21 protein-coding genes are annotated in these 26,711 nt (G+C 50.9%); 6 read left to right on the forward strand and 15 right to left on the reverse strand.

What is annotated here, in order from left to right:
- Positions 1–61 precede the first annotated feature (61 nt).
- The gene (locus tag BUB30_RS15175; RefSeq protein WP_073135597.1) at positions 62–499 is read right to left on the reverse strand and encodes a hypothetical protein; all 438 of its coding nucleotides are present in this window, start codon (positions 497–499) and stop codon (positions 62–64) included.
- Positions 500–799: 300 nt separating this feature from the next.
- On the opposite strand from BUB30_RS15175, the gene BUB30_RS15180 reads away from it, so the two are divergent.
- Entirely contained in the window at positions 800–1,375 is a 576-nt protein-coding gene (locus BUB30_RS15180; protein ID WP_073135599.1) for a cupin domain-containing protein, read from the forward strand.
- A 75-nt stretch (positions 1,376–1,450) separates the two neighbouring features.
- Here the strand turns inward: BUB30_RS15180 and BUB30_RS15185 are convergent, their stop codons facing one another.
- The 7 genes from BUB30_RS15185 to BUB30_RS15215 all read right to left on the reverse strand — a co-directional run bounded on the left by BUB30_RS15185 (position 1,451) and on the right by BUB30_RS15215 (position 11,260).
- Complete coding sequence (locus BUB30_RS15185; protein ID WP_073135601.1) at positions 1,451–4,204, reverse strand: TonB-dependent receptor; 2,754 nt, start codon at positions 4,202–4,204, stop codon at positions 1,451–1,453.
- 66 nt (positions 4,205–4,270) lie between these two features.
- Positions 4,271–5,764, reverse strand: a complete 1,494-nt coding sequence (locus BUB30_RS15190) for a parallel beta-helix domain-containing protein (RefSeq protein ID WP_073135603.1) — start codon at positions 5,762–5,764, stop codon at positions 4,271–4,273.
- A 19-nt stretch (positions 5,765–5,783) separates the two neighbouring features.
- A complete protein-coding gene (locus BUB30_RS15195; protein ID WP_073135605.1) occupies positions 5,784–6,995 on the reverse strand; it encodes a cytochrome-c peroxidase in 1,212 nt (403 codons plus the stop codon).
- A complete protein-coding gene (locus BUB30_RS15200) occupies positions 6,995–7,648 on the reverse strand; it encodes a c-type cytochrome (protein WP_221408724.1) in 654 nt (217 codons plus the stop codon). The genes BUB30_RS15195 and BUB30_RS15200 overlap by 1 nt, the downstream gene beginning before the upstream one ends.
- Before the next feature lie 153 nt (positions 7,649–7,801).
- Positions 7,802–8,530: a LytR/AlgR family response regulator transcription factor gene (locus tag BUB30_RS15205; RefSeq protein ID WP_178377119.1), complete on the reverse strand. Its 729-nt coding sequence runs from the start codon at positions 8,528–8,530 to the stop codon at positions 7,802–7,804.
- Positions 8,531–9,239: 709 nt separating this feature from the next.
- A complete protein-coding gene (locus tag BUB30_RS15210; protein ID WP_073135609.1) occupies positions 9,240–10,238 on the reverse strand; it encodes an aldo/keto reductase in 999 nt (332 codons plus the stop codon).
- Between the two features lie 74 nt (positions 10,239–10,312).
- Positions 10,313–11,260 carry a helix-turn-helix domain-containing protein gene (locus BUB30_RS15215; RefSeq protein WP_073135610.1) on the reverse strand — a complete coding sequence of 316 codons (948 nt, stop codon included), beginning with the start codon at positions 11,258–11,260 and terminating at the stop codon, positions 10,313–10,315.
- Positions 11,261–11,432: 172 nt separating this feature from the next.
- Between BUB30_RS15215 and BUB30_RS15220 the strand changes: the two genes are divergently transcribed.
- Positions 11,433–13,325, forward strand: a complete 1,893-nt coding sequence (locus BUB30_RS15220; RefSeq protein WP_084138147.1) for an alpha/beta fold hydrolase — start codon at positions 11,433–11,435, stop codon at positions 13,323–13,325.
- A gap of 322 nt (positions 13,326–13,647) precedes the next feature.
- On the opposite strand, the gene BUB30_RS15225 is transcribed toward BUB30_RS15220, so the two are convergent.
- Positions 13,648–14,520 carry a helix-turn-helix domain-containing protein gene (locus tag BUB30_RS15225; protein ID WP_073135614.1) on the reverse strand — a complete coding sequence of 291 codons (873 nt, stop codon included), beginning with the start codon at positions 14,518–14,520 and terminating at the stop codon, positions 13,648–13,650.
- A gap of 237 nt (positions 14,521–14,757) precedes the next feature.
- On the opposite strand from BUB30_RS15225, the gene BUB30_RS15230 reads away from it, so the two are divergent.
- Both BUB30_RS15230 and BUB30_RS15235 read left to right on the forward strand, forming a co-directional pair.
- On the forward strand, positions 14,758–15,621 hold the full coding sequence (locus BUB30_RS15230) for an SDR family oxidoreductase (RefSeq protein WP_073135616.1): 864 nt from the start codon (positions 14,758–14,760) through the stop codon (positions 15,619–15,621).
- 165 nt (positions 15,622–15,786) lie between these two features.
- The gene (locus tag BUB30_RS15235; RefSeq protein ID WP_073135617.1) at positions 15,787–16,515 is read left to right on the forward strand and encodes an SDR family NAD(P)-dependent oxidoreductase; all 729 of its coding nucleotides are present in this window, start codon (positions 15,787–15,789) and stop codon (positions 16,513–16,515) included.
- Here the strand turns inward: BUB30_RS15235 and BUB30_RS15240 are convergent.
- The 4 genes from BUB30_RS15240 to fdhD form a co-directional block, all read right to left on the reverse strand.
- Positions 16,510–17,322, reverse strand: a complete 813-nt coding sequence (locus BUB30_RS15240) for a universal stress protein (protein WP_073135618.1) — start codon at positions 17,320–17,322, stop codon at positions 16,510–16,512. The two genes, BUB30_RS15235 and BUB30_RS15240, sit on opposite strands and share 6 nt — an antisense overlap.
- Positions 17,323–17,475: 153 nt before the next feature.
- Complete coding sequence (locus BUB30_RS15245; protein ID WP_073135620.1) at positions 17,476–19,791, reverse strand: FdhF/YdeP family oxidoreductase; 2,316 nt, start codon at positions 19,789–19,791, stop codon at positions 17,476–17,478.
- Between the two features lies 1 nt (position 19,792).
- Positions 19,793–20,161: a DUF7009 family protein gene (locus tag BUB30_RS15250; protein ID WP_073135622.1), complete on the reverse strand. Its 369-nt coding sequence runs from the start codon at positions 20,159–20,161 to the stop codon at positions 19,793–19,795.
- Positions 20,162–20,176: 15 nt separating this feature from the next.
- Positions 20,177–21,010: a formate dehydrogenase accessory sulfurtransferase FdhD gene (fdhD, locus tag BUB30_RS15255; RefSeq protein WP_073135624.1), complete on the reverse strand. Its 834-nt coding sequence runs from the start codon at positions 21,008–21,010 to the stop codon at positions 20,177–20,179.
- A gap of 594 nt (positions 21,011–21,604) precedes the next feature.
- Here fdhD and BUB30_RS15260 point away from each other — a divergent pair.
- Positions 21,605–23,092 (forward strand): tetratricopeptide repeat protein, encoded by a 1,488-nt coding sequence (locus BUB30_RS15260; RefSeq protein WP_073135625.1) that lies wholly within the window; start codon positions 21,605–21,607, stop codon positions 23,090–23,092.
- A 59-nt stretch (positions 23,093–23,151) separates the two neighbouring features.
- Here BUB30_RS15260 and BUB30_RS15265 read toward each other — a convergent pair whose 3' ends face one another.
- Both BUB30_RS15265 and BUB30_RS15270 read right to left on the reverse strand, forming a co-directional pair.
- The gene (locus BUB30_RS15265; protein WP_178377120.1) at positions 23,152–25,056 is read right to left on the reverse strand and encodes an NUMOD1 domain-containing DNA-binding protein; all 1,905 of its coding nucleotides are present in this window, start codon (positions 25,054–25,056) and stop codon (positions 23,152–23,154) included.
- Positions 25,057–25,324: 268 nt separating this feature from the next.
- Positions 25,325–25,600, reverse strand: coding sequence for a hypothetical protein (locus BUB30_RS15270; RefSeq protein WP_073135629.1), 276 nt, complete (start codon positions 25,598–25,600; stop codon positions 25,325–25,327).
- Between the two features lie 230 nt (positions 25,601–25,830).
- On the opposite strand from BUB30_RS15270, the gene BUB30_RS15275 reads away from it, so the two are divergent.
- The gene (locus BUB30_RS15275) at positions 25,831–26,700 is read left to right on the forward strand and encodes a hypothetical protein (protein ID WP_073135631.1); all 870 of its coding nucleotides are present in this window, start codon (positions 25,831–25,833) and stop codon (positions 26,698–26,700) included.
- The last annotated feature ends 11 nt before the right edge of the window (positions 26,701–26,711 follow it).

A 26,711-nucleotide genomic window follows, 5' to 3' on the forward strand; every position in this document is an offset into this window, starting at 1 on the left:
GAGCGTATTAAAGGTATCCTGATATTCAAATTCCGGTGAGATGGCGACCGCGTGAGTCGCCTCATAGTAGCCTGGATTCCATGGGCAGGCGTGCTATTGAGCTATCTATGCCCTGTATTGAAAAAAAGGGTCCAATGATGCTGATATAAAATTGAAGACGCTTTTGCCTGATGAAGTCGGGCTGATTATCTTCCTCTATGAGTACGGATCCAGAGAAGCCCCCGCTCCCTCCCCCCATTAAATCCGGATGGCCACCAACGGGTTTCTTAAACACCCCTTCAAGATGAGAAGTCAACTTTTCCCATTTGTCGCGATACGCGTTTTCATCAAGGTATTCGGAATTGACAAGCTTACTCACCTTTTTAAAACCAGGGGATGATGCTACGGTCTTCGAGGTAAGTCTTCTTGGCTTGCCCACTGGGAAGTATTCCTTTATGACATCCAAGATCAAAGTGAAATCATGATCCCGATACTGGTTTTTGAAGACATGGAGGTACATAGAAAGTAATAAGGGTACGTTAACGTTTTAGCTCTTCTTGGAGTTTGATATCCTGCCGCTCAAATGTCTATGATATGAAGTAATGATGAGCAGTTAAAATTGTGGCTATAAATCAATCACCCGTTCAACGTGTCGCCGGGCCGCAATACCTTATCAAAGCATATACCAATCGTTCGAGGCAGGCCATCACCCAAAAGGGTTATTTCAAAACCTCGACAAATAATCTATCCTTATACCATCAAATTCCATTTACGGAACGAAAATATACTAGCAATGACATGAATTTCCAATCCCACGCTTATGAAAAGGACTAACTTCTTACAAACCTGCCTCGCCGCTACAGCGATCGTGGCAGCACCGTTCAACGCCCTGGCGAAATCCGTCAAAAAATTTCTGTTGGACACCGGATTCATGGTCAGTGCCGGAAAGGACCGGAATGACAAAAGCCTCTCCCTGTTTGAAGGCGACACCTTTGATTGCAAGGTTGCTACAAAAGACACCAACGGCGACATCTATGTTTTCGAATCAAAGCGAATAAAAGAAGGCGGCCCCGCCCATCACTATCATTTTACCCAGGATGAGTGGTGGTATGTTTTGCAAGGAGAATTTTTGATCAAAGTGGGAGAAACCGTCTATAAGGCAAAAGCCGGCGACAGCGTGTTCGGACCGCGCATGATCCCGCACAGTTTTGCAAAAGTCGGCGAAGGTGAAGCCAAACTCCTGATGTTCTTCCAGCCGGCCGGGAAGATGGAAGAATTTTTTACCAAGATGAGCCAGGGCCTGGGGAAAAACCTGACGGAAGCGGAACAAGATAAATTCAGGGAAGAACATGGCTTCAAACGCGTGGGGCCTCCGATAAAGCAGCTGAAGTGGTAACGCGATGACTTTCATTGCCTCGTCACAAAAAAAAGGTGACTTGCCTTCCGGCAAGCCACCTATTGCTTCACCCAGTTAAAATACGTTATACGCTAACGATACATAATACATCCCGCCTATCGTGGGGTTCGCAATACCTGTTGAGTAATACCGGTTTGTTAAATTGGTTGCCCCCAGTTTAACCGTCGAGCGAGCGCTCAGGATCTTGTATCCAACCTGCGCATCGATCACCGTCGACGACGGCACCGTTCCATTTCCTAAACCACCGGCCACCTGGTAAAAATATCCGGGTTTGTAGCGCAGCGTGGTGTTGAACGACCATGTCTTCTTCTTTCCAAAACCCGTGTTGCCAAATTCCATGTTGATGTGGTAGTGCGGCGTGTTGAAGTTGTTGATCTGGCTTTCGTTCTTGTTTTTGAGGTGATCGGAGTAGTAGTTAACCTTGGCGATAAAGTTCTTGCTCAGATCCACACTCACGCTGGCCGCATAACCATAGGTGTTCACGGTCTGCGCGCCATTGTAGGCGATGTTGTACACCGTATACGTGTTGCGATCCAGGAAGGCCGTGGGATCGGTGGTGCCCGGGGTATTGGCCACGTTGGTGTAGCCGATGAAATCCTTCCACGTAGCAAAATAACCCAACACATCGACCAGCACTTTCTTACCGAGCACGGCCGCATAGCCCAGTTCGAATGAGTTAGCGGTTTGGGGCTTGATGTCGTTCACCACAAACTTTTTCAAGTCGTTGGTATCATTGGTTTGCTGGTACTTCTCCACACTTTCCAGGGTGTAGGGCGCATAGACATTGAAATGATACGTGTCGTTCAACAAATAGGACGAGCCACCGGAGGAATACGACCGGTAGCCATTCAAAGTGTTTTGCAACGATTGGATGTTGGATGGAAAGCTATAGGCATTCTGGAACGAGAAGCGCAAATAATTCTGATCAAACAATTCAAACACCGACGACACCCGGGTGGTCGGCTTCGCATTGGCGAACAACGAATTCTTATCCCACCGCACAGAACCTGTCAGCGCCAACCGGTCGTGGATCAGGCGCTTGATGACCTGGGCATAGGCGCTGTATTCATTCACATGGATCGGTTTGGTTTCATCGGGAAAGAGCGTGCCCTTCGAATTCAGGTCATACATCCGGTAGTTCACGCCGGCAATGATCTCGGCCCACTTCACGACGTCCGAAAAATTATATTGAAAGGCCACGTTGTAGAGTTTGCTGCGGTCGAGGAACAACGTGCCACCTTCGGTGATGGGGCGTTGCGAGACGCTGTCCTTCAAATGGTTGAATTGGGCTGAGCCCAATGCCGGTCTGCCGATGTCGGCATAGGAACGGGCGGCGAGGTGTGCGCTGTTCAGATCGGCGCCCATCGCCAGCGCCTGAATGAGGGCGCCGGTGTATTGGGGATACCAGCCATCGCCTGTGTTCGGATCGTAGCTGGGTTTCCAGGCTTCGTTGACGTATTGCGCCGTGGGTCCGGCCAACAGGGTCTTGCCTGAATTCTCTTGCGTGGTGTAGGCCCGCAAAAACCAGTTCTTGGAAAGCAGCTCGGCGCGGTATTGCCCCACTTTAAAATCCCTGATCTGGTAGCGCGTATCGTTGGTGTAGACGACGCTGCCCGTTCCATAGGTGCCGGAGAAAATAGCTTGCACGCCGGGCGTCAGCTTATAGCGCAATTCTGCATTGGACTTCATCAGCCTTACGTTGTTGTTCAGGTATCCATACTCCGGGTAGCCTGTGCGGGCAACGTAGTTTTGTTTTGTCAAAAGCGGATCGATGATCGGCGCCAGGGAGGGATCCTGTGAAACGGCATACTGCAGGAAGGGAGTGATGTCGACCGAGGTAGCGCCGCCATAGAGGTTCACGCCGTTGTAGTTCGGGTCGGTGTAGCGTGTGCCCGGTCCGTTTTTGTTGGTGGTGTCGCTGGCCACCCAGTCGTTGGCTTTGGTGTATTGAAAGTTCACTTTGAAGGCAAGCTTTTCCCCGACCCGCTTGGCATAGCGCAGCGTGATGTCAGTATACGGAGACGCTCCCACGGGATCGTTCGACGTTTTGCTTTTCACATGGTTCACACCCTGGTTCAGCAACACGCTCAGTCCCTGGTATTGGAACGGGTCTTTACCCGTCATCACCATGGCCCCGTTCAAGCCCCGCGAACCATAAAGTGCGGACGACGCGCCGGAAAGGATCTCCACATTGTCAACATCCAGTTGCGTCAGGCCAATGACGTTGCCCAGGGGAAAATTCAACCCCGGCGCCTGATTGTCCATGCCGTCCACTAACTGGAGAAAATTTGTGTTACCACTGGTGTTGAAGCCACGGGTGGTCACCGACGTGAACCCGATGCTCGACACCGTGACGTCAACACCTTTGATGCCCTGCACCATGTCATAATAGTTTACCTGGGGCGAGTTGATGATGTCCTTCGTGCCGATGCGCTCGATGGTTACGGGCGATTCAATTTTCCGTTGCTTCGTGCGGCTGGCGGCCACCACCACTTCGTTCATGAGTGTGGACGCGGGCATGAGCGTTATAAACAGATCTTGCGCGGCCGTTACTTCCACTTCCTGTGTGGCAAATCCGATAAACGAAAACACCAGCGTGATGGGATACTTGCTCACGGTAACAGCGAACTTCCCATCGGAGCTGGCAAAATCGCCTTCGGTCTGGCCTTTCACGGCAACGTTCACGCCGGGCAACGGCTCCTGGGTGTCGTTGTCAACCACCGTGCCCGTCACGGTGGTTTGCGCTTGCGCCGCGCCGCCAAAAAGCAGCAACAGGCAAAGGGGGATCAGGTGGTAAAATTTCTTCATAGGTTTAGGTTTTCGGTTTGGTTTAGGATGGTTGCTACATAGGCAGGTATTGGATTTGAAACATTTCTATTTGGTAATGGACAGCATGTACTCGGCTACCGCTTTCCGGGTTTCCGTCGTCAGGTAGTTTTGTGGCGGCATCTCCGGGTAGTCGTCGCGTTTGTGAACCGGGTGGGCGATGAAATCGACAATTCCTTGCGCGTTATTTTTGTACATCGCCTGGATCGTATTGACCGGCGGGCCCACCAGTCGTGTGCTGTAGGCATGACATCCCGAGCACACGCCATAATAGGTCATCCTTCCTTTTTCCATCGACGCCGTGATGCGCGGGGTCACGGGTTTGTTCAGCAGGTAGGTTTTCACACTGCGCGTGTCGCGCGCCTGGCAGTTGGCGTAGGCATCGAGGCCAAAGGTTCTGTAGCGACCGGGATTGATCACACAGCTCCCCACACCACCGCCCACGGCAATGATGTCGGGTCCGAGTTTTGAGAGTTTTGTCATCATGATGGTTTTCACATCCGCCACCGGGTCGGCGCCGTTGTTGCTCATGAAATTGTCGAGCAGCGTGATGCGGTCCGAGTTGGGTTCCGATTCCGGGTCACTCGCGTGATCCACGCCGGCATAGCCATAGTCCGTGATGGTGATCCCTGCGTTGTCGTTGCCCGTCACGATGTTGTTTTCGATGGTGATATCGTCCGCGGCCATGATGAGCATGCCGGTGCCTTTTGGAATGTGCGACACGGTTGAACCCACGGCACCAAAGTTCTTGGTATTGTTGTGGTACACATAGTTGTTGCGGATGATCACATCGTAGCACGTTTTGATCGGCAAACCGGGGGTGAGAAATGCGAGGATCCCTCCCGTGTTGTCGTGCGCATAATTGTATTCCACCAGCGCGTGCCGGGAGTTTTCTATTTCAATGCCGGCCACGTTGCCATACACTTCGTTGAACCGGACGTCCACATTGTCGCACATGCCAATGTAGATGGCGGCGTCTTCAATGCCGGTCAGGATGTTTCGTTCCACCAATCCGTTTTTGCCAAACTGCGGAAAGATGCCATACACACCGGTGTCGACGATCCAGTTGTTGCGGATCACGTAGTTGTTGCCGGCTTGTCCCATGATGCCGTTGCCTTTGTAGTTGGTGATCTTCAGGTTCTCCACCAACACGCCATTGCCCGAATAGAGAATGGCATCGTTTTGCTTTTTCTCGCCATCGAGCGTCGGCCACTCGCCATTGACGATCACGCCCTGCAGGGAAATGTTGTCTTTGTCGATGTAGACGGTTTCGTGGTAGACACCGGGATAGATCCGGATCAGGTCGCCCGGGTTTGCTTTGCCGACGGCTTCCTGGATGGAGCTCCCATTTTTCACCTCGATGATCTTCCCGGTGACGGTGCCCGCACCGACGCCGACGGAATCGCCCGGTTGTGCAGACTCGCTAAAATAGGTTGGCACGGGCGCCGGAATGTCGGAGCCACGACCGAAAAACAGTTTCCCACAGTAGATGCCGATCGCGAAGATGGCCACCACAAGAAGAACGCGCTTTGCTGTTTTCATTTGATGATTTGAGGTTAGGTTAATGAGTAGTCGGAGATAGAGATGCTTGTGTTTTTTGATCTGTGTTTTTATCGATCGCGAGACCCGACGGAACGGTCTCCGGGGCGCGGGGCATAAAACTTTCGTCGGTCAGGGTCTTTACAAAATCAACGAGCCGGTCCATTTCATAGTCGGTGAGTTTGGGCTCCCAGATGTGCCAGTGGATGTGAAGCTTTTCATTGCGGGGCGCTTCATGGCCACGGCCCGCCGAATAAAAAGTCATCATCTCCCGAAGCGAATCGAACCGGCCCGCATGCGTATAGGGCGCCGTGCGATCGATGTTCCGAAGGCTGGGCACTTTAAAAGCACCCCGCAGTGACGCGTCGTGGAAAGTTTCCTGGGCGCCGGGATCGAACGCGCTGCCCTCGGGTGGCGCCAGGCCGATCACCGCCACCTGTTGATTGGTGAACAACGGCGGTGTATGACACTCGGCACAGCGCGCGACAAACGACCTGAAAATATTCAGTCCTTCGATCTCTGCTTTGTTCAAGGCTTCAGGATAGCCGTGTGCATATTGATCATAGCGACTGTTGAGCGAGATAAGGGATGACTCGAACGCCGTGATGGCCGTATAAATCTCATCGAGCCGTATTGCCCCGGAAGCGCGGTCGGGAAATGCCTCTTCAAACATATCGCGATAAGGTGCAATGCCGTTCAGCGTTTTTAAAAGTTGTTCACGCGTCGTGCCCATTTCGTCGGCCGAATAGAGTGGGCCGGTCATTTGTTCCTCCAGCGAGGTGGCACGCGCATCCCAAAAGAATTTTTTATAGAATGCCACGTTCCACAAACTCGGTGCTGCGCGCTTGAGCTTTGTGTTGTGAAGTCCCACACTGGTTTTCAATCCGTCGCTAAAGCCTTTCGCGGGTTGATGACATGTGGCGCACGACACGGTGCCATCGCCCGACAAAACGGGATCGAAGAAAAGATAACGACCCAAATCAATTTGCTGGGGCGTGAACCCATCGCGCACGGCGGGCAATGCCGTCTTCAATCCGCCCACGCCCGGGTCGTCGCCCTGGCCGGATTCGTATTGCTGATAGAGGCTCCTGAGTTTGCAAAGGTTGGCGTCCGTCAATTCAAAACCGGGCGGGCAGGTGTTACACAAGGCCGGGCCATTTGCAGGCGCTGACCTCAGGACCACTTCCAGCGTCACGACTACACAAACCACGGTGATAAAAAGCTGGATCCGCATCACTCCTGTGGTTGTGTGGTTGATCGGATGTAGGCAATCACATCGTTCACGGCCCGGTCGTCGACCAGCAAGGCTGCCATGGGCACCATTTGCGCGCCGTACGTATCGGCGGGATGTGCACCGCGTGTGCCGTTTTTGAATTTGGCGATCTGGCTTTTCAGATACCAATCGTCGAGACCGTTGAGGCGGGGCGCGTTCATTTTTTCGTTGCCACGGGCGCCGGGTCCGTGACAGGCACCGCAGACGCTTTGATAGGCGCGCTCTCCTTTTTTGATTTCGCCGTCAATGATCGGCGGCAATACCACTTGAGGCAACGTTTTGATGTAGGCCACCACGTGTGTCACCGCGACGGAGTCTTTCAAGGTCTTGGCCATCGCCGCCATTTGAAAACCCAATGTATCGGCGGGCAGACCACCGCGAACGCCGTTGTGGAAATTTATCAGTTGCCTGTAGAGGTACCAGCCGTCGGTGTTTACCAGCGCTGGCGCTTTGAATTTTTTGTTGCCCTGTGCCGCATCGCCGTGGCAGGCTTTGCAGGTGGCATATAGCGCCATGCCGACTTGCGGATCTCCCTGCGGCGGTTGTGCAACAGCCTGTTGCGGGATGTCTTTGTGACTTTCCTTTGAAGAACAACCCCAAAATACCAGTACCAAAACGAGATAAAAGAAACAATACCTTCCTGCCATAGCTACCCGGACACGCGATTAAAGTGAAGGACTAAATCTCGGCCGCTTCTATGGCTTATGGCGTATGAATACTTGATTTTGGGGTAAAATCGGCGTCTGTGGGGTGAGCTTGGGGGGACGTTAAACGCCGGGTTGCACCACGCGGTCTTCGAACGCCCGCTGATAGGTGGCCGATACGACCAGAACCTGGTCGGGCGTGGCGTCCATTTTCACCCGGTAGCCTTGCGACGTTCTGAGGATCGAAACTAAATTTTGCGTGTTGATCATATACGAACGATGGATCCGAATAAAATTCGGAAGATTCAAATCCTGCTCCAGTTTTTTGAGGTTGTTGCGGATCAATTCCTTTTTCACCTCATGGTCGCTCTTGTAGTACAAAAAAATATAGTTGTCTTCCGATTTAAAGTAAAGGATGTTCCCCACCGGCATGCGCACCACGATCTTCCCATTTTCATCATTGATCGTTACGCTTTCGGACGATTGCGATCGATTCACCTTGATGGTGAGCTCCTCGACGGTGACGAGTTGTTTCTGTACAAACAGCAACAGGATGGCCAGGAAATAGGGCAAGACTAAGACCATCAGCGTATACTTCAGGGTGTCGAGGTACTCGTGAAGGTTAAAGAATGACAGTTGGAGCAGGATGATGTTGACGGTATGCACCGCCACGGAAATGAAAAAAAATTCCACCAGCAGCCAGGCAAAAAAACCGATGCGGGTGGTCAGTTCGACCCGGAATAGCGACCGGATCACAAATTGCGTCAACGCCAGCGCCGCCATGCCGGCCGCGCAGAAAAACGTGAGGATAGCGAACAACGGAGTGTCCACCGAGTGGAACCACTCGTTCATGTTAAACGGATGGAAAACGTTGAGAAATGCGCAACCAAACACACCACAAAAAATCACCAGCTGCCAGCGCGCACGATGTGAATCCAGCAGTCTGAAGGGTTGACGAAACCAGGAAATAATACCGACCATCCCCATGCATTAAAATGTTTGCGCAAAAGACACAACCTGCTCTGAATCCATAAAGAGACAAGATACACATTGTATTAAAAATTTGCACATTCCTGTGAACCCTAGTCTATGCACATACCTTTGAAGGTGAGAGGGTATAAGTGACTGAGCCTGGCTTTAAGCCTAATGTTCGGAAACACAATGTGCTATATAATATCTTGAATACCCCGGACTTTAGTCCGGGGTACAGACACCTAATTTATGACGGTCCGCCAACTGGCGGACTGACTTTCCCTCCATATGTACGCTGTCGCCCAATCATCGGCGTGGTCAGTCCGCCAGCTGGCGGACCGTGATGGGACATGGCTTATGTACCCCGGACTGAAGTCCGGGGTTATTCATTTATGCACTGTCTCTTTGAAAGATGTGTGCATAGATTAGATCTGAACCGGGGCCACGAAGGAAATTCTTAACCGCCTCGCCTTCGCTAAAGCTTCGGCGAGTAAAGAGAGGCGCAAAGCCGGCGTCAAGGGAATTTCTCTGTGTCCTTTCTTTGCTTGCCCGCCGAAGCTTTAGCGAAGGAGGGCGGTTAAAAATGAATTCATCGCATCCCCACCCAATGCGGGTACATCGGTTTCTGAGCGCTCACCGCATCGATGCGTGCCACCTGTTCTCCGGTGAGGTTCCATCCTACTGCGCCGAGATTTTCTAACAATTGCTCCTCATTGCGCGCACCCACCACGATGTTGCAAACGGTTTTCTTTTGGAGCAGCCAGTTGAGCGCCAGTTGAGGAATGCTCTTTCCGGTTTCGTCCGCCAACGCTTCCAGCACATCGGTCGTGTCGTAGAGCAGGGCATCGTCCACCCCAGGGCCACCGGCCGTTCCGCCGGATTTGATCCGTCCCTCTGGCAAAGGTTGTCCGCGCCGTATTTTTCCCGTGAGCCGGCCCCAACCCAACGGGCTCCAGACCATCAACCCGATCCCCTGGTCTTCGGCCAGCGGCTGCAACTCCCATTCGTAGTCGCGCCCGATGATCGAGTAGTAGCCCTGGTAAACGCTATAGGCATGGAGATGGTGTTTCTCCGAAACCGACAGCGCCTTCATCAACTGCCACGCTGCGAAATTGGAACAGCCGATGTAGCGCACCTTTCCCGAACGCACCAGGTCATCGAGCGCGCGGAGGGTTTCTTCCACCGGCGTGTGCGGGTCGAAGCCGTGTATAAAATAAAGATCGATAAAGTCCGTGCCGAGCCGCTTCAGGCTCGCGTCGGCTTCGCGGAGAATGTGGTATCGCGATGCTCCTGCGTCATTGGGGCCGTCGCCCATAGAGAATGTTGCCTTCGTGGAGATGATCGCCTGGTGACGTCTCCCTTTCAAAGCGGCGCCCAGGATCTCTTCTGACGCGCCCTGCGAATACACATTCGCTGTATCAAAAAAATTGAGTCCGTGCTCCAGGCTGACATCGATCAGCCGCGACGCCTCGCGCACATCGGTCTGTCCCCAGCGTTTAAAAAATTCTGTTGTTCCCCCAAACGTCGCCGTCCCTAAACTGAGCACCGGCACGCGGAGTCCTGATTTTCCTAAGAATCGATATTCCATCTGTTCATATATTTTGTGTACGACACAAAATTGAGACAGAACCAATCCATAAACACAGGACAGACTACGGATACTCAGGCACTTTTCACCACGTCCGACGGCGCTTTCCCCGTCTGGCTTTTATAGAACCGCGCGAAATAGGAAGGATCTTCATACCCCAGCAGGTAAGCGATCTCACTCACGGTCTTATCCGAATGCATCAGGCACATGGTGGCTTGTTTGACCAACCTGATCCGGACCAGTTGCCCCGCCGAATGCCCCGTCAACGCGCGGACGGTGTCGTTCAGGTGATTTTGTGATACGCCGAGCGCCGCAGCATAATCGGACATTTTCCGGATGCGAATCATCTTCCCTTGCTGGATGGGTTCGAAGTCGCGGCTGTACAGGTCGGTGAACGCCTCCAACAGCCGGAGCCCGGAGCGGTCGCGCGGCGCTTGCGAAGAGGTTTCGGATGGATATTCAGCATGGGCTTTGTGCACCAAAGCATGGAGACAACTGCGCAACACCTCATCGCTATGCGCACGGCGATGGGCATACTCACCTTCCATGAACCGGAACAGCGAAGCATATTGGCTTGCCTGTTCGTCGGAAAGATGAAGCACGGCCTGGCCGTCGATTTGGAAGAACGGCAGTCGTGACAAGAATTGTTTGTCGTTGCGGCCCGTGTTGAAGAAGTCGTCCGAAAAAGAAACGAAGTAGCCGCGGTGGTCGTCGCCAGTCCAGTCCCAGGAGCTGATCACGTTGGGCCCGACAAAGCAGAGCATATTTTTGCGCAGGTCGTGTTCGTGAAGCCCCATCCGGTGCGTGCCCTCCCCTGCGATTACGAGGAACACTAAGTAAAAATCAAGACGATGTGCGTCGGCCCTGTTCTTCCAAATACACCGGTTGTGGATCTCAAAATGCTGTAGCGACGCCGCCGGACGCTCCAGTGGCTCATGGGCCGGCGGATGCTTGAAGTATACGCTGCGATAGCAATCGCTTTTAAGCAGGGGGATGCGCGTGGTGGTTCTTTTTCCAGCCATAAAAAAGGGTTGATGCGGTAGAACCTTGAAAACGGCTCGCCATTTCATTTAGTTCCTTTTGGGTCAAGACCGATCGCTAACGGAATTTAGAGATCAGCGCCAAAACTATTTTCCATTTCCACACATCCTTTGGGTGATCGTTTGCATTATAAATACAGTATAACATCCAACCATGAGAGTATTTGTAGCCACTGCTGTGTTGATCTTCCTAAAGTCACTCACCGCACCGGTACACGCACAACCCTATCAGGCAGGTTTTAAAATCATTAGCACATATGATTCAAGCAGGCTTTACAAGCCGGATTCCCGGTTATCGGACAAACTGCATTTCAGGCCAATGGATATCGACCTGTGGTATCCCGCCGAGATTGTCTCCTCAGACACCATCGCGTCCTTTTCGGATCTGGTACACTTATTTGAGATCAGAAGCAATTTTTATGACGACACCAAGCGTTATGACGGATTGACGGACGAGCTGCTCCAATACATTTGTGCGGGCTTAAATTGCAAGGACTACCACGCTCTGAAAAAAATAAAAACCAATAGCTATTGGAATGCAAAACCGATAGCACGATCATTCCCGTTAATCCTTTATTTGGCCGGATTCAATGGAATGAGCTATGAGAACTATCTGTTGTTTGAGGCGCTGGCAAAGAACGGCTTCGTTGTGGCATCGATCAGTTCAATCGGTGCCTACCCCGGTAACATGACCATGGATTCTTTGGGCGTCTATGAACAAATAGGCGATGCAAACTTTGTCATAGATCACCTCAGAAAAAGGCATACCCTATCCAACGAAATTGGGTTGATCGGATATAGTTGGGGTGGCCTGGCTTCAGCCATTATGGCGATGACCGAACCCGGCAAGATCAAAGCGGTTGTTTCGCTGGATGGGTCTGAGCAATTTATGTATGGCAACCCGGAAGAAGATGAAAAGCTTACGCGCATACGCGAAGGGACCTTCTTTAAACCGGAAGCCATTCGCTCTTCCTTTCTTTACCTGGATAGCGACATCGCCGAAGGCGATGATTCCCCTGATTCGATCTACAATATCTCCGATCATATTTCAGGTGACAAAATCTATCTGAAGATAAAGCATTCAAAACACGAAGATTTTTCCAGCTTAAGTGTCATGGCTTCGGAAGATCGGATCCTCGCACCCTATGATGTCATCCAAGTCTTGACCGTTGATTATATGCTCGACAAACTTCAAGGCAGCCAAATTTTTTATGAGAAAATCCCCACTGAAAAAGTGACCAGACATTTCTCACCTCCTCCCGCAGGCAAAGATTCGAGGGCGGTAGACAAAATGCTACTGAAAGGGACTATCCGGGATCAAACTACTAATTTGCCATTACCTTACGTAAACATCGGAATTCTCAACAAAGACAAAGGCACAACCTCTAATCTCAAAGGAGAATTTCAACTACCCCTGGTTGATTCCAACCTTCACGATACGCTTAGAATTTCGATGGTCGGGTATGAACCCAGAGACTTCTATCTGAAAGACGTTTTTAAAATACAAAAACAGTTAAAGGTTCATTTGAAAGAAAAAACAATTGAATTAAAAGAGGTCGGAATCACTGACAAAAAACTTGTCACAAGGATACTGGGCAACAAAACCGACTCTAAATTCTTTGGTGGCAAGTTTGCATCGGGCGATCTGGGGAGTGAGCTTGCCATACGGATAAAGATCAAAAACACACCAACGTATCTCGAAAACTTTAGCTTTACTATATCTTACAACACCGCCGACACCGCTACATTCAGAGTAAACATCTATAACGTAAAAAATGGACTCCCCTTCGAAAATATTCTGACACACAATATTATCGCAACGGTAAATAACCGAACGGGCAAGATCGACATTGATTTATCCGCTTATAACGTCACCGTGAGCGAAGATGTTTTTATTGGATTGCAATGGTTAGAAGGGAGTCATAGCTCAGGGGTGACATTTTCGGCGGGTTTTACCAACCATAAAACCTATTATCGAAAAGCAAGCCAGGCCCGGTGGAAGAAATACCCTATGGGCGTTGGGTTCAATGTTACTGCAAAATATTGAAAAGCGGCGACGCGATTTTCTTACCACGCACGATTCCCCATACCTGGAAAGTAGTTGGAACAAGCAATGCCCAAAGTTCATTTGGACATCTTTCCAGCGGGACTTGAAAATATTCGAAGAGCTTGGTAAACTTTCAACAGAGCCTCCGGACCCTCTAACCGTTGCTGCTATCTGTGGACGTTATAAAGTCAAATTTGTGTAAAGGCTGTTGCGCATTGTTTTTATTAAGTTCTCTTCAAGAAGAGACGATCGCGCTTGTCCTTAGATGCAAGACAAAGATCGCCACAGCATTAGGACAGCAGTAACCAGAAAAGTATAATAATCAAAGATGCATCGCCCGGATCGCTTTGGGGATTTGGCCCGTTTTCTTTTTAAAGAAGTTATTGAAGTAGGTGGGGTATTCAAAGCCGAGGGCATAAGCGATCTCCGTCACGCTCCAATCGGTATGTTGCAGGAGTGCTTTCGCTTCGCTGATGATTCTATCGGCAATGTGGGCCGTGGTGGGTTTGCCGGTCACTTCTTTTACCGAACTATTTAAGTGGTTCACGTGAACGGCCAAATTTTGTGCGAAATCCTGGGCCGTTTTTAATTGGAGAGGGCGTTCGGTGCTTTCGATGGGGAACTGCCGTTCCAGGAGTTCGAGAAACACGGAGGTAATTCGCTGCGCTGCATTTTTTTCGCCAGCAACATTTTCTGAAGGTTGCATTTTCAAGGCCTCGTGAATAATCAAGTTGATATAGTTGCGTATCAGCTCGTCTTTATAGGCATAGGTAGAATCCTGATCGACGATCATCTTTTGAAAGATGGCCGCGATCGTGCCTTTTTGCTTTTTATCCAGTTTCAAAATGGGTGTGCCCCCAATTTTGAACAAGGGTGATTGCAGCAGGCTTTCGGAACGCTCGCTCAACTTTAAAAAATCTTCCGTAAAAAGGCAGGCGTAGCCGTCCGGCGTCGGCTTGACGATCTCACAGGAATAAGGGATACGCGGGTTTCCAAAAAATAGAATGGGTTCGTCCGTTTCAAAACTTCTGTCGGCATAGTGAAAGACAAACTTTCCGGAAGTCAAACTGATTTTATAAAAGTCTTTACGACTATAGTTGTGGCCCGCGGCCTTGCTGTCGACTTCATAGGCCTTAAATCCCTTTAGCTTTAACTCAGCATTGAAATCTGAAACCGCAGAAGCATTGTTTTTCATACCATAAAATTAATAAAATCAAAGGGGCATCCAACCATGTCTTATAGGGGTAGTCACGGCATGGCCAGAACTTCCAATATGAACGTTTGGCCGTCCAGCCCGGTTGGCATAACAGCGGTCAATCTTTGAAATTCTTACTTTTTACTTTGATAATCATTATTCCTCCGCCGCCTTCGGGAATACCTTTGTAGCATCAATCGCACGAACTGAATCAGTTTATGCACAACACAAAAAGTCATGAAACATAATAAGGAGGGAAAGGTTTGGTTTATCACCGGCGCTGGCCGTGGAATGGGTCTGAACATTGCCAAGGCTGCGTTGGCTGCGGGACATAAAGTAGTTGCGACCGGACGCAACCCTGAGCAGACAACCAAGGCCATTGGAAAGACTGAAAACCTGCTCGTGGTTAAGCTCGATGTTACAAATCCTGCCGATGCCGCACTGGCCGTGAAGTCGGCCATTGATCGCTTTGGTGCCATAGATGTGCTGGTGAACAACGCCGGTAATTTCTATGCCGGGTTCTTTGAGGAGTTGTCCATGGAGCAGATCCAATCTCAACTCAATACAAACCTTTTCGGACAGATGATCGTTGCGCGCGCCGTGCTTCCTCAAATGCGCCAGCAACAATCCGGTCACATCATCGCAATTTCCTCTACGGCTGGCCTCGTGGGATACGAATACTGCACGGCCTATGCCGCTTCAAAATTTGCTGTGGAGGGATGGATGGATTCCCTACGCATCGAGCTGGCACCCTTCGGCATAAAAACTACGATCGTCAATCCAGGATTTTTTCGCACAGGGCTCCTTGAACCTGGCTCCACCCTCTGGCCGGAAGGCGCTATTGATGACTATCGCGAGCGCAATGCCACACTTCGTCCGTTCTGGGAAAGCATGAATGGAAAACAAGGCGGTGATCCTGAAAAGCTTGCGAAGGCACTCGTCACCGTTGCCGATCAGCAAGAGCCACCCTTGCGCTGGTTCGCGGGAGCTGATGCTCTTGCAGAAGGCGAGCGGAAGGCGAACGAATTGCTGGACCAAACAAAATCCAATCGTGAACTTTCAAGTTCACTTGCCGTCGAGGATGCGCCCGTATCGGCATAAGGTGCAAAATGAAATTATTTCCTGGCGGAATCAACATAAAAAAAAGCCATCAGATCATATATTTGATGGCTTTTGGCATGTTATGGCACAACGAATTGCCTATCTAATAAATTGAATTGCCAACGAGAGAAAAATGACAAGACAACTCCAAGTAAATTAATTCAGATGGCAAGAATATTCATCACCGGTTCAGCCGATGGGCTTGGTCAAATGGCGGCAGCGTTACTCATCAGTCAAGGACACCAGGTAGTCCTGCATGCACGCAATGCCGGGCGCGGGCGGCAAGCGCTGCTTGACGTGCCGGGTGCGGAAAATGTTTTGACGGCCGACTTATCCAATATTGAAGAAACAAAACAATTAGCGGCCGATGTAAATGCCCTGGGCTCTTTTGATGCCATTATCCACAACGCCGGTGTCTATCAGGTGTCGGGCAAACTGATCTTTTCAGTGAACACACTCGCCCCGTACATACTGACCGCCCTCATTCAAACGCCAAAGCGCTTGATCTACCTCACCTCCGGGATGCATTTGTCGGGCCACCCAAATCTGAATTTCAACTCGGGCGGCATAAGCTATTCCGATTCCAAACTCTATGTGCTAATGTTGTCCATGGCCGTGGCGCGTAAATGGCCGGAGATCTATTCCAACGCGGTTGACCCAGGCTGGGTGCCTACAAAGATGGGTGGCGCAGGCGCCCCGGACAATCTTGAGAAAGGCTTCGAGACACAGGCATGGCTCGCGGTGAGCAATGATGAGAAAGCAAAAGTAACTGGCCGGTATTTTCACCACAAGCGGGAAGCGCGTCATCATCCTCAGGCCGGCGACATTAGTTTGCAAGATCGGTTTCTTGCCCTGTGTGAACAGGCTACCGGCGTTCCCTTTCCAACATCATGACAAGATCTTAGCATCGTGCATCACCAATAGCGGCAAGTGCGTATGCGAAGCCATCTCCCGGGTAAAGTGCTTTTGGATAAGTCCACCCGAATCGCGTGCAATCATCGCGACCAGTCCGGTGTCGTCGTGTTCGTTGAGATAAAAATTGATCCCCCGGATAACGTTGCCGCTGAAGACCGTGACGCGTTCCGTTTCAATCTCAGGTTTGAATGCCGAAAGAAGGGCGTCGCGTTCAAGCTTTTTGAGGAAGTCGAGGTTGGTATTTTTCGGCCTGACACTTAGTACCCGTATTTTCGGTTCAAGGATCAACAAGGCGATTTCCTTCAGAATGTCGAGGGGATCCTCATTTTCCAAGGCGTCAAGGTCGGTGGCCAAAATCACCCTCGTTTTTCCCTTTCGGTTGAAGTCTTCAAACCGCGCCACTTCGGGGATGACCAACACGGGGAGCTTCGTATTCGCGATCACGTTCACGGTATTGCTGCCGATCAAGATCCTTTTCAAACCACTTGCTCCTTTTGTGCCCATAACGATCAGGTTGGGCCGCTGAGCTTCCGTTATTTCCGTTAGCGCGGCGATCAAACTCCCCTGCGTTACCAACGACTCACAATTCAAACCGGGGCCGAACGCATTTTTCAAATCCGACATCACTGATTTCAGTTTGCTGTTTGTCCCCGCTTCATCTTCATGGTCCGCCTGCACATTCACGATGATGAGACGCGCAGAGGCTCTCTTGGACAATTCCGCGGCAAATGACAATGCGTTTGTCGATGCGTCAGAGAAATCAACGGGGGCAATAATTGTTTTCATAAGATTCTGAATGCGTTAACATGAATACGTCCGGCATGGCAGAGATCTTTTTACGGGTGTAAAAAGGGTCTTTCAAATCATCTCCTCGAGATCACTATAAGTTAGGCTAAAAAACTTGCTATTCCAGCGCCCGTCGCGGATTCTTTCGTAGTCTCACGCAACGGCAGCTGCTTTTTTGATTTTTATGATCACTTGCTTTGACGTGGGCGTGTTGCTTTTGTCGGCCACGCTGTTCAGGGGCACCAGCACATTCGTCTCGGGGAAATAGGTGGCCGCGCAGCCTTCGGGGATCGGGTATTTCACCACAACAAATTTATGGGCCACACGCTCCACACCCTCAAAGCGATTCACCAGGTCCACCAGGTCACCATCCTGCAGGTCGCGTTGGCGCATGTCATACTCATTCATCAAAACCACCCGGCGCTCGTTGTAAATGCCGCGGTAGCGATCGTTCAAACCGTAGACGGTGGTGTTGAACTGGTCGTGACTGCGGATGGTCATCATCATCAGGTCGTCATCCTCCATCGCGATCGAGGAAAGCGGGGCCACGTTAAAGTGCGCTTTAGCCGAGGCAGTTTGAAAGACTCCCTCGCGGTTGCCATTCGGCAAGTAAAATCCTCCCGGTTTTCGCACGCGTTCGTTATAATTTGCAAATCCCGGAATGGTTCGTTCGATGTCTTCGCGGATGGCATCGTAGTGTTGTTCGTAGCGGTCCCAGTTAATTTTGCTGCGCGCGCCAAGGGTGGCTTTGGCCAGCCGGGACACCATGACCGGTTCGCTCAGCAGGTGATCGGAGATGGGTTTTAAAACACCTTTGGACGACTGGACCACGCCCATCGAGTTCTCGCACGACACAAACTGTTCCTCACCATTCACCACGTCCTCATCGCTTCGCCCCAGGCAGGGCAGGATGATGGCCTCTTCACCGTGCACGAGATGACTGCGGTTGAGCTTGGTGGACACCTGCACCGTTAAGCTACATTTACGAAGCGCTTCGGCCGTCAATGTGGTATCGGGCGTGGCGGAAAGAAAATTCCCACCCATGGCAAAAAAGACTTTGCCCTTGCCCGCATGCATCGCTTTGATGCTCTCCACCACGTCATAGCCATGTTTGGCGGGCGGTGTGAAATGAAAGTTCTCTTGCAACTTTTGCAAGAACGACGGTGATGGCGTTTCAATAATTCCCATCGTGCGATCGCCCTGCACATTGCTGTGTCCCCTCACCGGGCAAGTGCCCGCCCCGGGTTTCCCGATGCTGCCTTTCAACAAAAGTAAGTTGACCACTTCCTTAATGGTGTCGACTGCATTTTTATGCTGCGTGAGACCCATGGCCCAGCAGACAATAATTTTTGTTTTATGTTTTAAGAGCGTTGCCACTTCCCGGATCTGTGTCAGCGTGAGGCCCGACGCCTTGCACAACGTGTCCAGGTTCTGTTCTTTTAAATGGTTCGAAAACGCGTTAAAGCCCGTGGTGCTTTTTGCGATAAAGTCGTGGTCGATCACCTTGCCAGGCGCTTGTTCTTCTTCGTCGAGCAACAGTCGTTGCACCGCCTTTAAGAAAGCCATGTCGCCGTTGATCTTTATGGGAAGAAAAAGATCAGACAGCGCCGTGTCGATGCCCAGAATGCCTTTCATCGTTTGTGGGTTGCTAAACCCCATGAGACCGGTTTCGGGTAACGGATTAACGGCAATGATCTTCGCTCCCTTTGCTTTGCCTTTTTGCAGGGCAGTGAGCATGCGGGGATGGTTGGTCCCGGGGTTCTGTCCCAGGATCATGATCACCTCGGTGTCATAAAAATCTTCGAGGGTGACAGAGCCTTTTCCTATTCCCAGCGACTCTGTCAACGCCACGCCACTGCTCTCGTGACACATGTTGCTGCAATCGGGCAGGTTGTTGGTGCCGTATTCGCGTACAAATAGTTGGTACAAAAAAGCTGCTTCATTGCTGGTGCGGCCCGAAGTATAGAAAATGGCTTCATCGGGTGATGCGAGTTGATTTAACGAAGCCGCGATTTTCTGAAAAGCGCTTTCCCAGGTGATGGGTTGATAGTGCGTGGCGCCCCTTGGTAAAAACATCGGCTCGGCAAGGCGTCCTTTGCTGCCGATCTCATGATCGGATAATGCAGCTAAATCAGAAACCGAATTTTCCGCAAAGAACGAAGCCGTAAGTTTTTTTGCGGTGGCTTCTTCGGCCATGGCACGCGCACCATTTTCACAGTACTCAGCGATGCCCGAGCGTTCGTCGTCCGGGTCGGGCCAGGCACAGCTGGGGCAATCGAAACCTCCTTTTTTATTGAGCTGCCAGAGTCCTTTCATCCCGCGAGCAAAGCCGGCTTCTTCAATCACTTTTTCCATGCTCGATACCACGGCAGGGATGCCGGCGGCAACCGTTTTGATCTTACCACGCTTCAATCCCGTGAGTTGCTCCGGGTTTTCCGCTTGGGGAATGGGTGTTGCTTCATCGCTCATGCTAACAGACCTTTTTAGGGTTTTCGAAATTGTCCGATTGATCTTCCAACGTGTTGTCCAGGCATTTAAAATCTTTCTCAAGCAAGAGGTACAAGGTTTCGGTTTCGCTCACGGCCTGGTGTGCATCAAATCCCACTACGGTATTTTCCGGCCAACCGGTTACGAGCGTTTCGGGAACAGATAACGTAATTTTATTCTCACGGTAATTTGCCGAAAGCGCTTTTATTCCAGCCTTTCTTTCCACCGCATAACTGAAGTAGGTTGTACCAAACGAAGTTTTGTCCTCCAAAAGTCCTTTCGTACTCAACTTCTCCACTTCCGATTTCGACAATCGCACACGAATGGAATTTGCACTGATTCTTATTTTCATCTTATTCGTTTTATGCTATACAAAAACAACCCGGTGGCTGGCGGAATAAATATTGAATTTTTCATTTCCCAAAAAGCCGATGAGGGTGATCCCAAATTCTTCCGCCTGTTGCAGGGCCAGGCTGGAAGGCGCCCCGATCGCGGCGATTACTTTTATCCCTGCCATGCTGGCCTTTTGGATCAATTCAAAACTTGCCCTGCCGCTCAGCAGCAGGATCGTGTGGTCTAAGGGCAATTGGTCATTTAAAAAGGAAGCTCCAATCACTTTGTCCAACGCATTGTGCCGGCCCACGTCTTCCCGCAGCATGATCAGGTTCCCCTCCGCGTCAAACAACGACGAGGCATGCAGCCCTCCCGTGCTGGCAAATAACTCCTGTTGCTTTTTTAAGGCGATGGGCAGACGATGAAAAACCGCAGCGCTCACCTGCAGGGAGTCGTCTTGCTGTGCATACATGGAAACGGTTTTAATCGCATCGATGCCAGCCTTGCCACATACCCCACAGCTTGAGGTGGTGTAGAAATTCCGGTCGGCGGTTTGAAGATGGGGCACCGCTGTGTCGGCAAGTTCCACGACCATTTTGTTTTCATCTTCGCCATCGGCCCGGATGTGGGTGATCTCTTTTCTGTTGTTGATGATCCCCTCGGTAAACAAAAAACCCGCGGCGAGTTCGTCATCATTTCCGGGCGTGCGCATGGTGACTGAAATAACTTTGGTGGTCCTGTTGCCGGCAGCACCATACACCAACTGTATTTCCAACGGTTCTTCCACGGCCAGTTGGTCGTCGATCTCCAGCGTGCCTTTTTGCGTTACCCTGGTTATTTTGATATGTCTCACCGCGCTCGCTTGCATGTATCTTCTAAGGTTGGGTTAAAGTTAAAAAAAATTGCACGCTCGCAGGACGTCCCTTTTGTCTTTGGTCGCTTTATTTCAATGGTTGTGCCTTTGTCAGAGGAGCATCAACCATGAGATTCCGGTCGGGCATCAACCAACCTGAATGCCGTTTCTGCCCCGAAAGGTTCTGGCGTCAGGGTACCGGGCTAAAGTGTCCGCCTGTAGAGTAGCTGAGTACCCGGAGGCTAGTCTATGCACACATCTTTCAAAGAGAAAGAGCATAAATGAATAACCCCGGACTTTAGTCCGGGGTACCTAAGCCATGTCCACTCACGGTCCGCCAGCTGGCGGACTGACGACGCCGCTGATTGGGTAGACGGCGATACACACAGAGGGAAAAGTCAGTCCGCCAGTTGGCGGACCTCAATAAATAAGTGTCCGTACCCCCGGACTGAAGTCCGGGGGTATTCAAGATATTATATCGCACATGTGTTCCGAACAATAGGCTTAAAGCCAGGATCACTCAAAGATGTCTGCATCGACCAGACCCGAGGGGGTTAGAAAATATTCCCTAAATTTGATTATCATCGCTTGGTTTCTTCTCCGCCCTCTATGAAACGACTTTTACCCTTAGTTCTGACGCTCCTGATTCTCAGGCTCGACGCACAAGTGCTTATCGACTCCCTCCAACAACGACTTCCTTTAGCAAAATCCGTTGTGGAACGGGTTGATATCTTAGACAACTTGTCGCATGCCTACACACAATATTCGCTCAGCCGGTCCGAAGAGTTGGCCCGCCAGGCGCTTGCGTTAGCGCAGGAGAATGGCTATCAAAAAGGAATTGCCGCAAGCTTCAACAACCTCGGCATCAGCGCGTCCATCCAAGGCCGGCACACCGAGGGGATGGAGTACTTTATTAAGGCCGTCAAGATCCGGGAGGAGTTGAACGACACCAAGGGCGTGGCGCATGTGTACAACAATATGTCGAGGGTGCTGATCTACCAGGAAGATTATGATCGCGCCATTGAATATTCAAAAAAATCGCTGGCGCTCTTGCAGCAAATTGACGATCCCAAGGCGGTTGCGAATACCTACGCAGCGATTGGCGAGATCTACATGAACAAACAGGACTATGACCAGGCCTTGCTGATGTTTACCAAGGCCCGCGATACCAGCATCGGGGCTGCCTTGGGCGATTACAAATTCTGGATGGAAGCCAAACGGATCACCGCCTTGAATGCCCAGGGAAAATACGATCAAGCCCTGGAGACCGGTCTGGCCATCGAACGGTCGTTGCCAAAATACCGCGACTTCTTTTCTTCCATCGAACTTCTTCAAACGATCGGGGTCATCTATTCGAACCTCGGTGACCTGGAGCACGCTACCCTCTATCTGCACAAAGCCAAACACATGGCCGATTCGCTGAACGATGCAAACTCCGGCATCAACGCCCGGAAAAAATTGAGCGACACCTTCCGCAAGTTTCATGAATATGACTCGGCCTGGTATTACAACGACCAATACAGCACACTTCGGGGTGAAGTTTTCAATGCCGAGAAATCCAAGCAGATCGCCGCCCTCGAGCATTTGTACGAATCGGAAAAAAAGGATCAGCTGCTGGCGATGCGCGAGGAAAAGATCCGGGCATTGACCATGGCTGTCACGATCGGCGGTGTGCTGCTTGTTGCGATCACGGTATTGGTGATCATCGTATTCAGACTATACCGGGATAAAAAGAAATCCCTTGTCGAGCTGAAACGGCTGAACAACGAGATCTTCGAAAAGCACGAAGAGATCCTGGCACAGACCGAAGAATTAACGCAAGCCAACGCCGAGGTTAACCGGATGAACGAGTCGCTTGAAATGGAGGTCACGGCGCGCGTGGCGGAAATAAAATTACAGAACGAAAAACTCATCGAGTACGCTTATTTCAATGCGCACAACGTCCGCGGCCCGCTGGCCCGGATACTGGGACTTTGCGCACTCATGTCCCGGGAAACATCGCTGGCGGAGATCCAAGCCTACAATGCCCACGTGCTGGATTGCGCCCATGAGTTGGATGGCGTGGTCCGGGAAATTAACCGTAAACTTCACGATTAGTTTCTACAGCAGATCATCGCCGTGCGTTCAGGAATTTTTCCCGGAGGCAGCCGGCATTTTTATTCCAGCAACTTCCACAAATTCCCACCCGCCGATTGCGATTGTCCATTGATCACAGACGAGATGCTGCCTGCCGAAATACCTTCTTCCCGCGCCGCCGCGTGTATGCTGGGATACTCACAAATGAACTTACCGCCAATGGTATATTTGGCGACGGCCTTGCTGATCTGCCTCACGTGTTCCCGGGTTGAAGCATAGTGGGCTTCGACATCCAGTGTTTTTGGTCCTTTGCCATATTGCCAGATAAAGCCCCCGGTTGATTTTAGTTTTCCCAGCGCCACTTGCGAAATCGTGGTGGCGTAAACTCCGGTCGCTGCCTCGGCTTGTTTTGTACTCGGATATATGGCCACCCGGCGCCCTTTGAGATCGTATTGACTCACTGTCTTGGCTTTATTGGCGGGAGGATTTTTGATGAGCAGCCCGCGATAAGGATTGCCCTTCGTGCGCCAGACAAATCCGCCGGATGACCGATGGTCACTATCGAGCGCCACAGCTATTCCGCTTCCGCTTAGACCGATGGCACGCGATGCTTCCGTGATGCTGCTATAGACGGCCAGCTTTTTGCCTTCGATAGAATATTGGATCACCTCCTTCTCGCCATGCGAACTTTTGGTGTATGTCCCGGGCTTGTAGGCCGGAAGCTTCCGGACTTCACTGTCTTTTGCATAGCGCCAGATAAATCCGCCCGCGGTCCGGTTTGCGCCGGTCACGTTCTTCTGGATGTTGTCGCTGGTCAATCCCGATGCTTTGGCCGCGGCCTCGATCGTGTGATACGTCTTCAGTACTTTTCCCTCCAGCGACATTTGCGTTACGGGCCGGCCCGCGCGATAGTCCTTGAATTCTCCCCGGTAAGTGTCGCCGGCAAAACGCCACACAAAGCCATGCGATACCTTAGAGCGTTTATAGGCGCAGTCCAAAAGCGTCGCCGTGCTAAAGCCCGTTTCCTTTGCCGCCTCATTCACGCTCGAAAACCGGCCGACCACTTTACCCTCCAGGCTGTATTGCTGAATGGTCTTGGCCGAATTCCGGATCTGACCATCAAATTCTCCCTTGTAGGGATTGTCGCCATAGCGCCAGACATACCCACCGGCAATCCGCGCTTTTCCCAGCGCACATTTACTGATCGTGTTGCTGTCGATCCCCGACACCACACCGGCCTGTTTCACACTGGGAAAAACGTTCAACCGTTTTCCATTCAAGGCATACTGTGTGACGGGCTTCTCATACGAAAAATCTGCATGCTCGCCGCGATAGTGATCTCCCTGGAAGCGATACACGAAACCATGCGACTGGATCAGCTTGCCACTGGCCACTGCGCGTATGTTCCCGCGATGCGTTTGATTGTCGGCAGCTGCTTCCGCCACGCTGGTGTAGGTCTTGAGTTTCTTACCCTCCAAAGAATACTTGATGATCGGCCGCGGAGAATTCTCGGGCGACCATGTCGTCCGCTTGCCTTTGGTGCTCCTTCGGCCAGACCGTGGTATGCGCTGCAGGTCCAGGATGTGTTTATACAATTGGGTGCCGGTCATCAGCACCAGGTTATCATAGTGGTTATTGCAATTGTCGCCGTCGCGATGAATCACGGGCAATCGCTCGTTACTAGTGTCAAGCGGCTTCACAAAGAAATGATAGACCAGGCGATTTACTTTGAAGCCATAATTTTTTCCTTCATACCGCAGGTGAACGGAAAGCTGGTCGGTGTAGTCCTTTACATAGCTGTTGTAGTAGCGCGTCAGGTTTTGCTTTCGCATGCGCTCGCGGGTGAAATAAAGTTGGCCACTCGTCGAGAAGATGGGTCTTGGCGCCGCCCAGATCCGGCCATAATTTGAAATGGCGTAGTGCCCATCGAACTCGGGCATATCCATCCACTCCTCGCCTTCCATGCTTGTCAGAGACAGATTCATGAAAGCGTGCCGGCGGTATTTCTCTAAGATCGCGCGTTGACTCTTCGAACTCATCGTTAGGTTAAAGAAAGGCTGTACACAACATCATCAAATCTCCAATACGGCTTAAACATAGAAAAACTTTCTCAAACAACAATGGATGAGGGACTGACCATGGGACACTTTGCCACGTTTTCGGTCCGAATCATCAGCGTATATCCCATACGTGATATTTGACAATACCAAATAACCCCAAAAAGTCGGGGGGGGTCAAACTATTTGACTATGTCTACTTCTTCAGCATTTTTACAGAGACCTCATACGCTAAGATCATAAGAAAAACGGGCAACAACGGAAACAAGAGGACATTCGGAACCCCTTGATATTCCACATAGGAAATAACATCGAGTCGCGCGTTAAAATGCGCGCACAAAAAAAGGGCATCGGCCAATAGTATCGAAATTAAACTCCCCGCAATTTCTTCCGCTGCCGTAAGACGCCTCCGTCTAACCATCGCTGTGGCAACACCAACAAACAAGCTCAGCATCGTGAAAAAAATAATCATAAGCAGAGGTTAGCGATCGCTTTCTTCTTCGTAAATTTTATCAGCTGCTTTTCGGCAAACCGGTAACGGTAGAAACTCATCCGGTAAAGCCTTATTTCGAATCGCAGTCTTCTAAGGTATCGTTTAAAGTTTTGTCGTCACCGTCTTTTAACCGTTACATAACATCATTTAACGGTAAACCGATTTCCCGAACATCCGGACTTCCGGGCAACATCATTAAACCATTTGCCATGAACACCCATCACCTCCTTTTCCTCCTGCCGATCGCACTGGCGCTCTATGCCTGCGGTAAAATCGAGTCTAAAACCGCCGCCGCCGAGACGCCCTCCTACCTCCCGAATGCACCAGCCGAAACCGAACAAGTTTTGAGAAAGGAATTTCCGGGTGCCATTCCCGGGCATGAATTCTCGGATTCTCTCATCCACTATCTTCAAAGAAACTATGGCATCGCACCCGACAAGATCCTGCTGGGTGCCTCCACTTGTGTGGATGACATTATCTATACAAAAAACTTCCACTTTCATCCCGAAATAAAAGGTCCCTTTCATTTGGGTGGACTCGCCGGTTTGCCCTTCACAGGGGTGTCTGGCCTGGAGGCGTTCGCCCATCACATTCCCGACAGTGGCACGTTGGTGTTGTTGGTTGAACCACACATCGGCTATTCCCAGAAAAAAGGTTGGGGGTTTGTGCTCAGGCATGAGCAACCCGAAGCCAGCTCGTGTTGTGGCGCGCTGATGGGAACGCTCGGTAAACTGCAGGCCGGGACGCTCAAAGCCGAAATTTCGGAAGACGACTACCAGGGTGGCAAAATTGCAGAACTGGCGTTGCGTTATAAAGACCAAATCCTAAACGCCGAGAGTCCGATCATCGAACTAACGCGCATCACATCGCTTTCCGCTGAGAAGCAAATCAGCGCGCACGTGTTAGATGTCAGCCTGGAGCACGCGAAGTACATCGTCATCATCACCGGCGTTATCATCAACACCGATTTCTCTTTCACAGATTATCAGTATATGGATCATGTACAGATCTACGATGTCCGCAAAAAAAGCTTTGTTCAGGACCTAAGAAATCCACAGCGCCACGCAACCGCTTTTTAAATCCGGACACG

This window comes from Chryseolinea serpens (assembly GCF_900129725.1).
Taxonomy (GTDB): Bacteria; Bacteroidota; Bacteroidia; order Cytophagales; family Cyclobacteriaceae; genus Chryseolinea; species Chryseolinea serpens.

Bases quoted from the DNA above. Each gene is read 5' to 3' on its own strand.
- BUB30_RS15250 (WP_073135622.1), bottom strand. From the start codon at position 20,161: ATGAAAATAAGAATCAGTGCAAATTCCATTCGTGTGCGATTGTCGAAA.
- BUB30_RS15240 (WP_073135618.1), bottom strand. From the start codon at position 17,322: ATGAAAACAATTATTGCCCCCGTTGATTTCTCTGACGCATCGACAAAC.
- BUB30_RS15195 (WP_073135605.1), bottom strand. From the start codon at position 6,995: ATGCGGATCCAGCTTTTTATCACCGTGGTTTGTGTAGTCGTGACGCTG.
- BUB30_RS15210 (WP_073135609.1), bottom strand. From the start codon at position 10,238: ATGGAATATCGATTCTTAGGAAAATCAGGACTCCGCGTGCCGGTGCTC.
- BUB30_RS15230 (WP_073135616.1), top strand. From the start codon at position 14,758: ATGAAACATAATAAGGAGGGAAAGGTTTGGTTTATCACCGGCGCTGGC.
- fdhD (WP_073135624.1), bottom strand. From the start codon at position 21,010: ATGCAAGCGAGCGCGGTGAGACATATCAAAATAACCAGGGTAACGCAA.
- BUB30_RS15260 (WP_073135625.1), top strand. From the start codon at position 21,605: ATGAAACGACTTTTACCCTTAGTTCTGACGCTCCTGATTCTCAGGCTC.
- BUB30_RS15220 (WP_084138147.1), top strand. From the start codon at position 11,433: ATGAGAGTATTTGTAGCCACTGCTGTGTTGATCTTCCTAAAGTCACTC.
- BUB30_RS15205 (WP_178377119.1), bottom strand. From the start codon at position 8,530: ATGAACGAGTGGTTCCACTCGGTGGACACTCCGTTGTTCGCTATCCTC.
- BUB30_RS15215 (WP_073135610.1), bottom strand. From the start codon at position 11,260: ATGGCTGGAAAAAGAACCACCACGCGCATCCCCCTGCTTAAAAGCGAT.
- BUB30_RS15275 (WP_073135631.1), top strand. From the start codon at position 25,831: ATGAACACCCATCACCTCCTTTTCCTCCTGCCGATCGCACTGGCGCTC.
- BUB30_RS15265 (WP_178377120.1), bottom strand. From the start codon at position 25,056: ATGAATCTGTCTCTGACAAGCATGGAAGGCGAGGAGTGGATGGATATG.
- BUB30_RS15235 (WP_073135617.1), top strand. From the start codon at position 15,787: ATGGCAAGAATATTCATCACCGGTTCAGCCGATGGGCTTGGTCAAATG.
- BUB30_RS15190 (WP_073135603.1), bottom strand. From the start codon at position 5,764: ATGAAAACAGCAAAGCGCGTTCTTCTTGTGGTGGCCATCTTCGCGATC.
- BUB30_RS15225 (WP_073135614.1), bottom strand. From the start codon at position 14,520: ATGAAAAACAATGCTTCTGCGGTTTCAGATTTCAATGCTGAGTTAAAG.
- BUB30_RS15245 (WP_073135620.1), bottom strand. From the start codon at position 19,791: ATGAGCGATGAAGCAACACCCATTCCCCAAGCGGAAAACCCGGAGCAA.
- BUB30_RS15270 (WP_073135629.1), bottom strand. From the start codon at position 25,600: ATGATTATTTTTTTCACGATGCTGAGCTTGTTTGTTGGTGTTGCCACA.
- BUB30_RS15180 (WP_073135599.1), top strand. From the start codon at position 800: ATGAAAAGGACTAACTTCTTACAAACCTGCCTCGCCGCTACAGCGATC.
- BUB30_RS15185 (WP_073135601.1), bottom strand. From the start codon at position 4,204: ATGAAGAAATTTTACCACCTGATCCCCCTTTGCCTGTTGCTGCTTTTT.
- BUB30_RS15175 (WP_073135597.1), bottom strand. From the start codon at position 499: ATGTACCTCCATGTCTTCAAAAACCAGTATCGGGATCATGATTTCACT.